At 72.6% G+C, this 12,433-nt stretch carries 13 protein-coding genes and 1 pseudogene; 9 read left to right on the top strand and 5 right to left on the bottom strand.

All coding sequences use genetic code 11. The annotated features are described in order from the left end of the window. The first annotated feature begins 85 nt into the window (after nucleotides 1-85). Nucleotides 86-991: a DUF1702 family protein gene (locus FVE25_RS46045; protein ID WP_157253861.1), complete on the top strand. Its 906-nt coding sequence runs from the start codon at nucleotides 86-88 to the stop codon at nucleotides 989-991. 57 nt (nucleotides 992-1,048) lie between these two features. After that, nucleotides 1,049-2,560 carry an NAD(P)-binding domain-containing protein gene (locus tag FVE25_RS46040; RefSeq protein WP_157253860.1) on the top strand — a complete coding sequence of 504 codons (1,512 nt, stop codon included), beginning with the start codon at nucleotides 1,049-1,051 and terminating at the stop codon, nucleotides 2,558-2,560. On the opposite strand, the gene FVE25_RS46035 is transcribed toward FVE25_RS46040, so the two are convergent. Beyond that, the gene (locus FVE25_RS46035; RefSeq protein ID WP_219825958.1) at nucleotides 2,557-3,504 is read right to left on the bottom strand and encodes a glycerophosphodiester phosphodiesterase family protein; all 948 of its coding nucleotides are present in this window, start codon (nucleotides 3,502-3,504) and stop codon (nucleotides 2,557-2,559) included. The two genes, FVE25_RS46040 and FVE25_RS46035, sit on opposite strands and share 4 nt — an antisense overlap. Before the next feature lie 48 nt (nucleotides 3,505-3,552). Continuing rightward, nucleotides 3,553-4,158 (bottom strand): response regulator, encoded by a 606-nt coding sequence (locus FVE25_RS46030; protein ID WP_157253858.1) that lies wholly within the window; start codon nucleotides 4,156-4,158, stop codon nucleotides 3,553-3,555. Here FVE25_RS46030 and FVE25_RS46025 point away from each other — a divergent pair. The 5 genes and pseudogenes from FVE25_RS46025 to FVE25_RS46010 all read left to right on the top strand — a co-directional run bounded on the left by FVE25_RS46025 (nucleotide 4,142) and on the right by FVE25_RS46010 (nucleotide 7,493). Further along, on the top strand, nucleotides 4,142-5,185 hold the full coding sequence (locus FVE25_RS46025) for a sensor histidine kinase (protein WP_157253857.1): 1,044 nt from the start codon (nucleotides 4,142-4,144) through the stop codon (nucleotides 5,183-5,185). The two genes, FVE25_RS46030 and FVE25_RS46025, sit on opposite strands and share 17 nt — an antisense overlap. Before the next feature lie 3 nt (nucleotides 5,186-5,188). After that, a pseudogene (locus FVE25_RS55830) lies at nucleotides 5,189-5,905 on the top strand (hypothetical protein); the annotation flags it as partial. Between the two features lie 136 nt (nucleotides 5,906-6,041). After that, on the top strand, nucleotides 6,042-6,797 hold the full coding sequence (locus FVE25_RS55825) for a polysaccharide lyase family 8 super-sandwich domain-containing protein (RefSeq protein ID WP_246268518.1): 756 nt from the start codon (nucleotides 6,042-6,044) through the stop codon (nucleotides 6,795-6,797). A 45-nt stretch (nucleotides 6,798-6,842) separates the two neighbouring features. Beyond that, on the top strand, nucleotides 6,843-7,223 hold the full coding sequence (locus tag FVE25_RS46015; RefSeq protein WP_246268517.1) for a PRC-barrel domain containing protein: 381 nt from the start codon (nucleotides 6,843-6,845) through the stop codon (nucleotides 7,221-7,223). A 9-nt stretch (nucleotides 7,224-7,232) separates the two neighbouring features. Further along, nucleotides 7,233-7,493, top strand: a complete 261-nt coding sequence (locus FVE25_RS46010; RefSeq protein WP_157253856.1) for a hypothetical protein — start codon at nucleotides 7,233-7,235, stop codon at nucleotides 7,491-7,493. A 43-nt stretch (nucleotides 7,494-7,536) separates the two neighbouring features. Here the strand turns inward: FVE25_RS46010 and FVE25_RS46005 are convergent, their stop codons facing one another. Further along, nucleotides 7,537-8,235 carry a TetR/AcrR family transcriptional regulator gene (locus FVE25_RS46005; protein WP_157253855.1) on the bottom strand — a complete coding sequence of 233 codons (699 nt, stop codon included), beginning with the start codon at nucleotides 8,233-8,235 and terminating at the stop codon, nucleotides 7,537-7,539. Between the two features lie 80 nt (nucleotides 8,236-8,315). Here FVE25_RS46005 and FVE25_RS46000 point away from each other — a divergent pair, with 80 nt between their 5' ends. Both FVE25_RS46000 and FVE25_RS55820 read left to right on the top strand, forming a co-directional pair. Further along, nucleotides 8,316-9,113 (top strand): DUF4097 family beta strand repeat-containing protein, encoded by a 798-nt coding sequence (locus tag FVE25_RS46000; RefSeq protein ID WP_157253854.1) that lies wholly within the window; start codon nucleotides 8,316-8,318, stop codon nucleotides 9,111-9,113. Nucleotides 9,114-9,153: 40 nt separating this feature from the next. Next, entirely contained in the window at nucleotides 9,154-9,618 is a 465-nt protein-coding gene (locus tag FVE25_RS55820; RefSeq protein ID WP_246268515.1) for a hypothetical protein, read from the top strand. Here FVE25_RS55820 and FVE25_RS45990 read toward each other — a convergent pair whose 3' ends face one another. Next, the gene (locus FVE25_RS45990) at nucleotides 9,619-10,260 is read right to left on the bottom strand and encodes an HNH endonuclease family protein (RefSeq protein WP_157253853.1); all 642 of its coding nucleotides are present in this window, start codon (nucleotides 10,258-10,260) and stop codon (nucleotides 9,619-9,621) included. A 20-nt stretch (nucleotides 10,261-10,280) separates the two neighbouring features. Continuing rightward, nucleotides 10,281-12,365, bottom strand: a complete 2,085-nt coding sequence (locus tag FVE25_RS45985; RefSeq protein ID WP_157253852.1) for an AfsR/SARP family transcriptional regulator — start codon at nucleotides 12,363-12,365, stop codon at nucleotides 10,281-10,283. Nucleotides 12,366-12,433 lie beyond the last annotated feature (68 nt).

The following is a 12,433-nucleotide window of genomic DNA, read 5'->3' as shown; positions in this document are numbered from 1 at the left end:
TAAACGCCTCATGCGATCGTGTGCCCGCTCCGCGCATGCTTGTTCATGCTCTGTGACGTCCCTAGCTTCGTCGCCGGAGGGACGCATGAGAAAGCTCCTGTACCAAGATGTCGGGCAGATCGACTTCGTCCGCCGCGGCTTCCGGCTCGGGCCCGCGCGTGGCCGGCTGGAGGCCGCCGGGCTGACCTTGCTGGCCGGGTTCAACGTGGTGAACGAGGCGGGCCTCGACGGGCTGGACCTCCTCTCCGGCATCGCGCCGGAGATGTGGGGATACGCCTGCGAGGGCGCGGCGGTGGCGTGTGTCGTGCACGACGTGCTGACGTTGTCGCGGGGCAGGCGGCTGGCGGCGCTGCTGGCCGGCCCGGGCCGCGACCATCCCTACCTCGTCCACATGGGCGCCGGCTGGGCGTTCGCCCGGTTGCGGCTGCGGCCGCTGCGCCTGCCGGGGGCGCTGGATCCGCTGCTGCGCTGGCTGACGTGGGACGGCTACGGCTTCCACCAGGCGTTCTTCCGCCAGCCGGTGGGCCTGACGTCGAACGGCGTCCGGCGGGCCATCCGCGACCAGGGCTACGGCCGGGCGGTCTGGTTCCGGGAGTGCGCGGACGTGGAGGCGGTCGCCACCACGATCGCCGCCTTCCCGCTCGACCGGCACGCCGACCTGTGGGCGGGCGCGGGCCTGGCCGCCGCCTACGTGGGCGGCGCCACCTCCGACGACCTGGTACGGCTGGCCCGCCACGCCGGCGAGAACCGGGCGGATCTGGCCCAGGGCGCGGTGTTCGCGGCGGCGGCCAGGGTGCGCGCGGGTTTCGTCCCCGGCCACACGGAGCAGGCGGCCGAGATCCTGGCCGGGACGGCCTGCGAGCGGGCGGCGGCCTGGACCGAGGAGGCGCGGCGCGGCCGGGGCGGCGGCCCGGAGGAGTACATGCGGTGGCAGGCGGAGGTGCGCCGGTTGTGGGGCTCGCGGCGGAACGCGCGGATCGAGTGGCTGTGAGCTGGGCGGAGATCGCCGGGGGTTGACCTTGCGGGCAGGCTCACCGAACCTGCGGGTGTGCAGAGCCACCGTTACCTCGTCGTCGGCGCCGGGCCCGGCGGCCTCCAGCTCAGCTACTTCCTTCACCGCCGCGGGGCGGACTATCTGACGCTGGAGCGGGACGCCGCCCCGGGCGCCTTCTTCCGTCACTACCCGCGGCACCGCAAGCTGATCTCGCTGAACAAGGTGCACGTCGGGGACGACGATCCGGAGATCCGGCTGCGCTGGGACTGGAACTCGCTGCTCAACGACGCGCCGGAGCTGCAGTTCCCGCGCTACACGGGCGAGTACTATCCGTCGGCCGGCGACATGGTCCGCTACCTCGCCGACTTCGCCGCCGGGCACGAGCTCAACGTGCGGTACTCGGCGCCGGTCTCCTCGGTGGAGCGGGACGGGCGCGGCTTCGTGGTGCGTGCCGGTGACGAGGTGTATCGGGCGGAGTGCCTGGTCATGGCGACCGGGTGGGGCGGGCCGTACATTCCGGAAATTTCGGGTATTGAGCATGCGGTGGGCTATGAGGACATGGTCACCGACGGCGCCGCCTACGCCGGGCAGCGGGTGCTGGTCATCGGCAAGGGCAACTCGGCCTTCGAGACGGCCCAGGCGCTGCTCGGCCACGCCGACATCGTCCACCTGGCCAGCCCGCACCCCTTACGGCTGGCCTGGAAGAGCAAACATCCCGGAGACGTGCGCGGACAGTACGGGGCCTTCCTCGACAGCTACTGGTTCAAGACGCTGCACGGGGTCCTGGAGTGCGAGATCGACCGGATCTGGCCCGAAGGCGACGGCTTCAAGGTGGCCATCTCCTACACACTGGCCGAAGGGGAGAAGGCGCTGCTGGACTACGACGTGGTCCTGCGGTGCACCGGGTTCACCATGGACACCGGCGTCTTCGGCGCGGGCTGCCGGCCGTACCTGCACGAGAACGGCAGGATCCCGGCCATCCGGCCCGACTTCCGATCGGTCAACCTCGACGGGCTCTACTTCGCCGGGACGCTGATGCAGGGGCGGGACGTCAAGCACGCCTCGTCGGCGTTCATCGACGGGTTCCGCTACAACCTGCGCACGCTCGACCGGCTGCTGGCCGAGCGCTTCGACGGGATCCCGCTGGCCGGCCGGCCGGCGCCGGTCAAGCCGGACGAGCTGTGCGCCGACATGCTGGATCGGGTCAACTGGAGCTCAGCGCTGTGGACGCAGTTCGAGTACCTGTGTGACGCCTACGTGATCGAGGACGGCCGGATCGAGCACTACGAGGACCTGCCCGAGGACTACGCCACCGAGCGCTTCGGCCACCTGTACACGCTCACGCTGCGCTGGGGGCCGCGCGACCAGCCGGACGTGTTCGCCATCCGGCGTCACCCGGAGCCGGAGCGGGCCGCCGAGAGCGCCTTCCTGCACCCGGTGGTCCGCCTGTGGCGCGACGGCGCGCTCGTGGCCGAGCGGCACCTGCTGGAGGACCTGCAGGCGCGCTGGCGCGACCCGGACCGGCACGTGCGCCCCCTGACGGAGTTCCTGGCCGAGTACGGCTAGCGCAGCAGGGGTTCCACGACCTCGATGCGGTTCGTCCAGACGCCACCGGTGAAGCCGCCGGGCAGGCGCTTCACGTCGGCAGCGGAGTCGAAGCCCTCCGACCAGCCGCCGTCGCCCGCGACCAGGATGACCCGGGTGCCGTGCGCGCGCATGCGCTCGACGAACTTGTGCGGCCAGCCCCACAGGAAGGGCGCATAGCTCTCCGGCACGTGGAGCTGGATGTTGGCGCAGGCGCCCGGGACCGCGCCGGTCCAGCCGACCGCCAGGTACCGCATCCCGCAGCCCCTCATGATCGCCGCCGAGGCGACCCGGGCGCCCGGCGCCTCGGCGGCGTAGGCGGCCACCGAGGCGTCCCCGCCGTAGACGGTGACCTTCGCGCGCTGCGCGGGCGTGAGCCGGGCGGCGATCTTCCCGCCGTCGGCCGGGTCGTCGCTCTTGATGTGCAGCAGCAGCTCCCGGCCGGGGAAGGCGGCCAGGACCTCCTCCAGCGTCGGCATCAGGCCCACGCCCTTGCCGCGGAAGGGAAAGCTCGCGCCGCCGTCGGCGGTGTAGCCGAAGCCGACGTCCAGGCGGCGCAGCTCGGCCAGGGTGTGGTCGCGCACCTTCCCGGTGCCGTTCGTGCGGCATTCCAGCAGGTGGTCGTGGAAGACGGCGATCTCGTCGTCCTTGGTCACCTGGACGTCGAACTCCACCACGTCCGCCCCGGCCGCGAAGGCGGCGCGCATCGACGGGATCGTGTTCTCCAGGTACCCGTGCGCGGGCGGGTGGATGCGCTGTGCCGTACAGGTGTCGCCGGTGATGCCCGCGAAGCCGAACGTCTGCGCCATGCCGCGGTGGGCCAGCAGCAACGGCGGCCCGTCCGGGGTGCTCCACGATCGGTTGCCGGCGAAGACGAGCACGGCGAACAGCAGGAGGGCGAGAAGGAACACGCGGCGTCTGGACACCCGCACGAGGATCGCCGCCCGCCGGGCCCGCGACAACCGGCGAAGGGACTAGTCCCTTGGGACGAGCAGCGCCGCCTGGGCCCTGCTGCGCACGCCGAGCTTGGCCAGCACGTTGCTGACGTGCGCCTTCACGGTGCGCTCCGCCAGCCCGCCGAGCGCGGCGGCGATCTCCTGGTTGGACAGGCCCCGGGCGATCAGCTCCAGCACCTCGCGCTCACGCGGCGTCAGCGCGTCCAGGCCCGGCGGGCGGACCCTGGCCAGCAGCCGGGAGGCCGAGGTGCTGAGCGTGGTGACGCCGCCGTGCACCCCCCGGACCGCCGCGGCCAGCTCCTCGCCGGTGGCGTCCTTCAGGACGAAGCCGTCCGCCCCGGCGGCCAGGGCGCGCTGGATCTCCGACGTGCGGCCGACCGTGGTCAGCATGAGCACCCGCGGGCGCGGGCGCGGCAGGTGCTCGCGCAGCAGCGCGATGCCGTCCGCGCCCGGCAGGTACAGGTCGAGGAGGATGACGTCCGCGCGCGCCTCGGGGAGCACGGCGAGCAGTCCGGGGCCGTCGGCCACCGCGGCGACCACCTCGATGTCCGGTTGTGCCCCGAGAATGAGGGACATGCCCTCTCGGACGAGCGCCTGGTCATCCACGATGACGAGCCTGATCACGCGGCCGATGGTACGAGATGCCCGGTTGTGGCTGGAACTCTCGCTCGCCGCCCTCCTGACCGGGCTCTTCGCGATCAGCGGCACGGTCGTCACCGTTCCGCTCGGCGTGGCGCAGATCCTGCCGCTGCTCTGGCGGCGCGGGCATCCCGCCCTCGTGCTCGTCGTGGTCGCGCTGGCGACGCTGGTGCACCTGCGGCTCGGGATGTGGCGGGTGGTCGGCTACCTGCCCGCCATGCTGGCGCTGCACGCCGCGGCCGCGAGCGGCGGCCGTGGCGTGCGGCTGGGGCTGTGCGCCGCCGCCGGGCTGGCGTTGTCGGTCTCGGACGCCACCCTGCGCGGCCCGGTCGAAGGCGGGCTGGTCAGCCTCGTGTCGTTCGGCGTGGTGTGGGTGATGGGCGTCGAACGCGGCCAGCACGCCCGCGAACGGGCCGCGCTCGCCTCCGCCGCCGCCCAGAACGCCCGGCTGCGCGCGGAGTCGGCCGAGCGCGAACGGCTGGCCCGCAGACTGCACGACAACCTGGCCGCCACGGTCACCGTCATGCTCGTGCAGACCGAGGCGCTGCGGCACACCGCGACCTTCGCGCCGCCCGAGCGGGAGCGGGTGGACCGCGTGCTGAGCGCGGGCCGGGTGGCGCTGGCCGAGGTCCGCGAGGCCATCGCCGACCTGGACGGCAGGGCCGCCGCCCACGCCGGGCAGGAACTCGCCGCGCACCTCGACCGGCTGCGCGCCGCCGGTCTCGCCGTGCCCGCCGTACCGGATCTGGACCTGCCGCCGCCGCTGGAGGAGTTCTTCCACCGGCTGGTCGGGGAGGCGGCCACCAACGCGCTGCGGCACGGCGGGGCGTGGGTGGAGTTCGCGGTCGCGGGGCGGGTGCTGACGATCGCCAGCGGTCCCACCGGCCCGTCTTCCCCCAGCGGTGGGTACGGCCTGCGGAGCCTGGCCGCCGACCTGGAGGCGTACGGCGGCGCCCTGGCCTACGGGCGTGACGGCGAGCGCTGGGTCGTGACCGCGACCTTCCCGGAGTAGCCGGTGCCCTCCAGACGTACGTTCCTCGGGCTGGCGGCGGCCGCGTGGTTACCGGGGGAGGACTGGTTCTCGGTGATCCGGCGGCGGTGGCAGGAGCTGCCATCGGGACCGGTTATCAGGGATATCGACGGATTTATCCGGCGGCACTACGCTCCCGGAGCCCCCGCGGAGGGCAACTGGTGGCGCTGGCGGATCGGCCTGCCCAAAAAGCTCCTGGACTCGGCCGTCCGCACCGGCTACCGGGGCACCCTGCTCCTGGAGGCGATCGACCACTTCGTGCCCGAATCGGTGCTGGACGACTACTCCGGCACCTCGACCGGGGCCAACCGGGTGGACCTGTGCACGGTGCTCCTGCTGCGCGCCGTCCTGGCCGGCGACCACGGCAGGGCGGCACGGGCGGTGGCCGGGCTGGCGCCGGTCCTGCGCTACGTCACCGAGGGCGACGGCTTCCACCGCGACGGCTCGTTCATCCAGCACACCTGGATCCCCTACCAGGGCGGCTACGGCGCGGTGCTGCTGACCGGCCTGGCCAGGCTCTTCTCGGTGCTGCACGGCACCCCGTGGCAGGTGCGCGACCGGCAGATCGTCCACGACAGCGTCGAAAGGTCCTTCGCCCCCTTCATCCACCAGGGCCGCTGCATGGACCTCGTCCGCGGCAGGGGCATCGCCAGGAGCCCGTCCGGCGACCGGCGACGGGCCCGCGAGATCGCCGCGGCCGTGCTCCTGATGGGCGAGACCGCCACCCCGGCCGAGCGGGCCCGCTGGCGCGGCCTGGTCAAGGGCTGGGGCCTGCTGGACGACGACACGGTGACCGCCCGGTCAGGCCGGGCACTACTCCGGTGGCTTCTGGCAGAGCGTGGACCCCTACCGCCTGCCCGGCACGACCGTCTCCACCCGCCGCCTGCCCGACGGCGCGGGGGCCGCGTGGGGCGAGACGACCACCCCGTGGCGCTGGGTGGGCGGCGCCACCGACGGCGTCTACGCGGTCGCCGGGCAGCACCTGTCCGGCCTGGAGAGCACGCTGGAGGCGTTCAAGTCGTGGTTCTTCCTGGATGACGCCGTGCTCTGCCTGGGTGCCGGGATCACCTGCTCCGACGGCGTCCCGGTCGAGACGATCGTGGACAACCGGCGCGGCGACGCCGTACTGACCGTGGACCGGCGGGCGGGCTGGTACCACCTGGAGGGCCACGCCGGCTACCAGATCCTGGACGGCTCCCTCCGGCTGGGCAGGGACAACGGGCACGTCATGCTCTGGCTGGACCACGGCGTCGATCCGGTGGACGCCTCCTATGCCTACGCGCTGATCCCCGGGTCGCGAGGCCCCCGGCGGCTGAGCGTGCTGGCCAACACCTCCCGGCAGCAGGCCGTGCATGTGCCGTCCCTGGGGCTGACCGCCGCCGCCTTCTGGCAACCGGGTACGGCAGGCCCTCTGACGGCCTCGGACCCCTGCGCCGTGCTCGTCCGCGATAGGGGCGACGGCACCGCCACGGTCACCGTCGCCGACCCCCGCATGGACCTGGCCCGGGTCACCGTCACCTGGAATCACCACGTGCTCGTCTTCGACCTTCCGGAGCGTGACGGCGCCTCCTGGACGGCGACGATCGCCGTTTAACGCCCCGACCGCGGGTAGCCGCACCGGTTCAGGAAAGGAGCGGTCATGATGCAACCCGACCCAGGCATCTGGGCATTCCGTAATGACGTGTACGGCACCGGCGGCGACCTCATGGATCTGGTCGGATACGCCGTGGAGGCCACCGACGGCAAGATCGGCTCGATCGACGAGGCCACCTACGAGGTCGGTGAGAGTTACCTCGTCGTCGACACCGGGCCGTGGATCTTCGGCAAGAAGGTCATGCTTCCGGCCGGCGTCGTCACCCGGATCGATCCGCAGGAGCGCAGGGTCCACGTCTCCCGCACGAAGCGGGAGATCAAGGATGCTCCCGAGTTCGACGGGTCCTCCTACAAGGAGAGCGTCTACCGGGACCAGCTCAGTTCGTACTACGGCAAGCTCCCGCCCGACGGCCCCGGCCCGATGTGAGGTTCCGCCATGGCACGTGACGAAGACTATCGCCCGCCCGGCCGGACGCCCGAGGGCAAGCCCGAGGCCGAAGCGACCCCGCGCGACGTGGTGCACGTCAGGGTGGGTTCGTTCGTCCTGATCTTCGCGGTCGTGATCGGCGTGATCGGCCTGTTCGTGGGTGCTCCGGTGCTCACGATCGCGGCCGGCGTGGTGATCGTGGTGACCGTCGTGGACATGGTGCTGGCCGTGCGCGGCCAGCGCGAACGAGGGTCGGGGGAAGCAGGCTGAACCCGGCCGTGGCCCACCTCGCCCGCTCACCGCGGGCGGGGGTTCACGCGGTTCTGGTCGCCTCCAGGCTGGCCAGGATGTGGCGCAGGCCGAAGGAGAACTGGTCTTCCCGGTCGTCCTTCGCGCTGGCGTCACGCTGGGCCGCGTAGAGCCTGCGCAACCGGGGGTACGGCTGGGCCGCCTCCTCGGCGGCCGGCCACACGTGCTCCAGCCACTCCTGCTCGCTCAGGCCGGTGCGGGCCAGCAGCGACAGAGTGGCGGCCTCGCTGGTGGTGACGCCGATGACGTAGGCGACGACCGTGCTCATCGCCTTGTCGGCCGTCTCGAGGGTGAAGCCGGCGGTTTCCAGGATGCCGATCATCTCGTCGGTCTTGCCCATGGTGTTGGGGCCCAGGTAGGACATGCCGGAGGCGCCGAACACCAGCACGAACCAGGGGTGGCGCAGGATGGCCGCGCGCAGGCTGTGGGCGCATCCCTCGGCGGCGCTGCGCCAGTCGACGGGGTCGGCGGGGTGCGGGATCTCTATCTCGCCGTAGATCTCGTCCACGACCAGCTCCACGAGCTCGTCCTTGCTGGCCACGTGCCGGTAGAAGGAGGTGGCGGCGGCGCCGAGCTCGGTGCCCAGGCGGCGCATGCTCAGGGCGTCCAGGCCCTCGGTGTCGAGGATGCGCATGGCGGCGGTGACGATCTGCTCGCGGCTGAGGGCCTTCTTCTGCGGCCGGGTCCATACCGAAGCCTGCATGTTTCCCCTCCCTGTTCCGCCGACAGTCTAGCGGGAATGCCGATTGCAGTCGCGCACATCGTTCGCATATTGTGTACAACGTGTATGAATTTGAGACTCCGGAACCCATCGAGGCCGTGCTCGAGATCGCCGCCGGTGAGGTGCGGATCGTGGCCGAGCTCCGTGGCGACACCCGGGTCCGGGTGAACCCGAGCGATCTGACCAGCGAGGACGACGTGACCGCCGCCGGCCTCACCGAGGTGCACTTCTTCGACGGCCACCTCAGGATCAAGACCGACCGGCGATACGCCTGGGCGCGCCGCGTGGGGTCCATCGAGGTGGAGATCGAACTGCCCGAGGGGTCCGGCCTGCGGGCGGAGCTGGCCGCAGGCGGGGTGCACGCCCAGGGCCGCCTCGGCGAGACCCGTGTCCAGACCTCCCACGGCGAGATCCAGCTCGGCCGGACCGGCCGGGCACGGCTGGAGACCGGCTCCGGCGAGATCGTCGTCGGCTTCGTGGACGGCGACGCCCAGGTCAAGACCCCCAGCGGCGACGTCCATCTCGGCGAGATCACCGGGAACCTCGTGGTCGGCACCGCCCACGGGGAGATCGTCGTGGACCGGGCCCACGCGAGCGTCGAGGCCAGGACCGCGCACGGCGGCATCCGCGTCGGCGAGGTGGCCGACGGGGTGGTCGACCTCGTCTCCGCCTCCGGGCAGATCGACGTGGGCGTCAAGCGGGGCAGCGTCGCCAAGCTGGGCCTCGGTTCGACCTATGGCAGCGTGCGCAACCTGCTGGAGGCCGGCCCGCCACCGGAGCCGGCGGAGGTCAGCGTGGACATCCGGGCCAGCACCACGCACGGCAACGTGGTGGTACGGCGCAGCGTCAAGATACCCTGACGCCTTCCGGGGAGAGCTGTCGTCAGGGTATCTTGACGGTGTGACGCTGAAACTGTCTGATATCCCCGGCCACGAAGGCTTCGCGGCACCGGTGCTGCCCGACGGCACGCTCGCCCGCTCGAGCGGCGCCTTCACCCGGGCCTTCACCGGCTACCAGGGCGCCTGCTCCTGTGGCTGGTCCGACCGCCGCCGCTTCCCGCCGACGCCCGAGGGCGCCAAGGACGCGGAGGGCCGCTGGTACGAGCACGCCAAGCCGCTCCTGCTCGCCGCCCCGCCGAACTGGCTCGTGGTCAAGTCGAACCTGCTGTGCGAGCAGATCGTCAACCTCGCCGGCGAGCGCCCGCTGGCCGCCCTCACGCTGCTGTCGCAGGTGGAGAGCTGGCAGCGGACCCTGCTCGACCAGGCCGTCACCTCGGCCAGGGCGGCCGGAGCCTCCTGGGCCGAGGTGGGCGAGGCCATGGGCATCAGCAAGCAGGCGGCCCACGAGCGCTTCAGGGACGCCTGATCACTTCCCGCAGGTGCGGAGCATGTTGAGCAGCGCCTTCTTCTCCTTCTTGGTGACGAAGAGGCGGTAGTGGTGCTTCACCGTGATCCACGAGGTCGCGTACGCGCACCAGTAGCCGCGCCGCGGCGGCCGCCAGCTCTGCGGGCCCTTGCCGCCCTTGGCGATGTTGGCCGCGTGGCTGACGGTTCTCAGCTCCGGCCGCGTGAGGTCGTTGGCGAAGGCCCGCCGCTTGGCCTGGCTCCACCGCTTGGCGCCCGAGCGCCACGCGTACGACAGCGGCACCACGTGATCGACGTCGACCTGCCGCTCGCTGCGCAGCACCTTGCCGTCGTACGGGCTGTACCAGGTGCCCCTGACGGGATGGCAGTCCCTGTCGCGGCGCACGCCCCTGCCGTCGCGGGCCAGCACCACCTCACGGGCGTTGCAGGAGCCGCGGTGATGCGCCCACCGCGGGGCGAACCGGCGCCGGTCGTAGCCCCTGCTGGACAACGCCTTCGCCACCTTGAGCTGGGCGAGCTGCCGGCGCGCGCTCGCCGCCGACGCCTCCGCCTTCTCCGGTACGGCTGCCGCCGTGACCGGCACCGCGAGAGCGGTGAGGACGGCGACGCCGAGGACCCGATTTAAGATCTTGTTTTCCCCCATACCCACGACACCGTAGGCGTTCAGCCGTCCGCTCGCACCCCAATCAGCAGCAAGGATCGCGCATAAGCCTGCGCCGCCTCGTCACCTCTGCGCTCGGCCTCGGTCAGCAGCAGCTCCACGTGCGGCCGGTAGTCGGTGCTGCTCTCGCGCAGCACGGCCAGCATCTCCAGCAGCGCCCCCATCCTGGACAGGTCGCCCTTGCCCAGCCGGATCGCCTGGTCCAGGCAGCTCAGCACCGCCTCCATCGAGGTGTCCAGCCACGCCGTCACCTCGTCCAGGCCGGCGAAGCGCCGGCCCACCCCCTGGTCGAGTCCCTCGACCACCGGGTGTCCAGGCGCCGCCAGCCGGATGGCCGACACCACGCTGCCCTTCAGCCACGTGCACAGCCGCAGCAGCGCCATCTGCTGGACCATCTCGTCGTCGGGCCGGCTGCGGGCGTAGACGCGCAGCAGGTCGTGCAGCCGGTAGTGGCCGGGCCAGGGCGACTGCAGCAGGTTCAGGTCGACGAGCCGCTCGCAGAGGTCCTCCGCGTCCGGCGTGTCGAGCAACTGCTCGACCATGGGCAGCGTGAGCGCGGCCGCGTTCGGCACGGCCAGCAGCCGGAAGGCCCGGGCCAGGTCGGGCCGCAACTGGTCGTACCCCAGCGCGAAGCACGCCTCGACGGCCAGGTCGCCCGCGCGCAGCTCGGCCAGCCGGCGGCGCTCGTCGGCCAGGCGGGCGGCAAGCTGCCCGAGGGTCCACGCGGGGCGGGCGGCCAGCCGGGCGGCGGCGATCCGGATGGCCAGGGGCAGGAAGGCGCAGGCGCCGATGAGGTCCAGGGCGGCCTGCGGCTCGGCGGTCACGCGGGCCTGCCCGGCCACGGCGGCCAGCAGGGCGCGGGCCTCGTCCAGGTTGAGGACGTCCAGATCGACGTGGGTGGCGCCGGCCAGGCCCGCCAGCCGTACCCGGCTGGTGATCAGCACCGCGCAGGCCGGCGAGCCCGGCAGGAGCGGCAGGACCTGGCGCAGGTCGGCGGCGTTGTCGAGGACGACGAGCACGCGCCGGTCGGCCAGCGTGGAGCGGAAGAGCGCGGCGCGTTCCTCGAGGCCGTCCGGCGGCTCGGCGTGGCCCAGGGCGTGGAGGAAGGAGGCCAGCGCGGCCTCGGGGGTGATCGGCTCGGCGCTGGCGCCGCCGAGGTCGGCGAAGAGCTGGCCGTCGGGGAAGTGTTCCGCGGCGGTGTGGGCGGCGCGCAGGGCCAGGGTGGTCTTGCCGACGCCGCCCTGGCCGGAGACGGCGGCGATCGGGAGGGCGCCGCTGCCGCGGAGGGCGGCTGCCAGGGTGGTCAGCGCGGGGGCGCGGCCGGTGAAGTCGGTGGTGACCGCGGGCAGCTGGCGCGGCGTCGGCGCGGACGCGGACGCGGGCTTCTCGGCGGCGATGACCTGCTGGTAGGCGGCGGCCAGCTCGGCCGACGGGTCCACGCCGAACTCCTCGGCGAGCAGCAGGCGGGTCTCGGCGTAGACGCCGATGGCCTCGGCCTGCCGGCCGGCTCGCTTGAGCGCCAGCATGAGCTGGCCGGACAGCCGCTCACGGGTCGGGTGCGCGGCGTGCAGCGCGGTCAGCTCGCCGATCACCTCGGCGTGCCGGCCCGTCGCCAGGTCGGTGTCGAACCTGGACTCCAGCGCGACCAGCCGCGCCTCGGTCAGCCGGGTGCGCTGCGCCTGCGCCCAGAGGCCGGGCAGCCCGGCCAGCGGCTCGCCCCGCCAGTGATCCAGCGCCTGGCGCAGCAGCGCGTGCGCCTCGGCCACGGGCGCCTGCGCGGCCGCGGCGAGCAGCCGGTGGAAGTCCGCCACGTCGGTCTCCGCGGCGCAGCGGTAGCCGCCGGCCACCGACTGGATCACCTCGGCGCCCAGCACGGCGCGCAGCCGGGACAGGTACTGCCGCACGACGTTCGCCGCGGTCTTGGGCGGCGTGTCGGCCCACAGGATGTCGATCAGCTGGTCCTGGCCGACCACGCGACCCTCGGCCAGGAGCAGGGCGGCGAGGGTCAGGCGCTGCTGAGGGGAGCCCAGGTCGAGCTCTTCGTCCCCGCGCAGGCCGCGTACCGGTCCAAGCAGCTCAAAACGCATCTGTGGATGATATGCCAAGATCCGGACTACTTTTTAATGATAAAAGCGGGTTGACACGCGCGACGGGC

The sequence above is a fragment of the Nonomuraea typhae genome (assembly GCF_009760925.1).
Taxonomy (GTDB): Bacteria; Actinomycetota; Actinomycetes; order Streptosporangiales; family Streptosporangiaceae; genus Nonomuraea; species Nonomuraea typhae.
Note: the sequence above shows the minus strand (reverse complement) of the source record. Positions and strands in the feature narration are given on the sequence as shown.

Excerpts from the sequence above, each read along its gene's own strand:
- FVE25_RS46045 (WP_157253861.1), top strand. The coding sequence starts at position 86 with ATGAGAAAGCTCCTGTACCAAGATGTCGGGCAGATCGACTTCGTCCGC.
- FVE25_RS46025 (WP_157253857.1), top strand. The coding sequence starts at position 4,142 with ATGACGAGCCTGATCACGCGGCCGATGGTACGAGATGCCCGGTTGTGG.
- FVE25_RS46015 (WP_246268517.1), top strand. The coding sequence starts at position 6,843 with ATGATGCAACCCGACCCAGGCATCTGGGCATTCCGTAATGACGTGTAC.
- FVE25_RS46010 (WP_157253856.1), top strand. The coding sequence starts at position 7,233 with ATGGCACGTGACGAAGACTATCGCCCGCCCGGCCGGACGCCCGAGGGC.
- FVE25_RS46005 (WP_157253855.1), bottom strand. The coding sequence starts at position 8,235 with ATGCAGGCTTCGGTATGGACCCGGCCGCAGAAGAAGGCCCTCAGCCGC.
- FVE25_RS45990 (WP_157253853.1), bottom strand. The coding sequence starts at position 10,260 with ATGGGGGAAAACAAGATCTTAAATCGGGTCCTCGGCGTCGCCGTCCTC.
- FVE25_RS45985 (WP_157253852.1), bottom strand. The coding sequence starts at position 12,365 with ATGCGTTTTGAGCTGCTTGGACCGGTACGCGGCCTGCGCGGGGACGAA.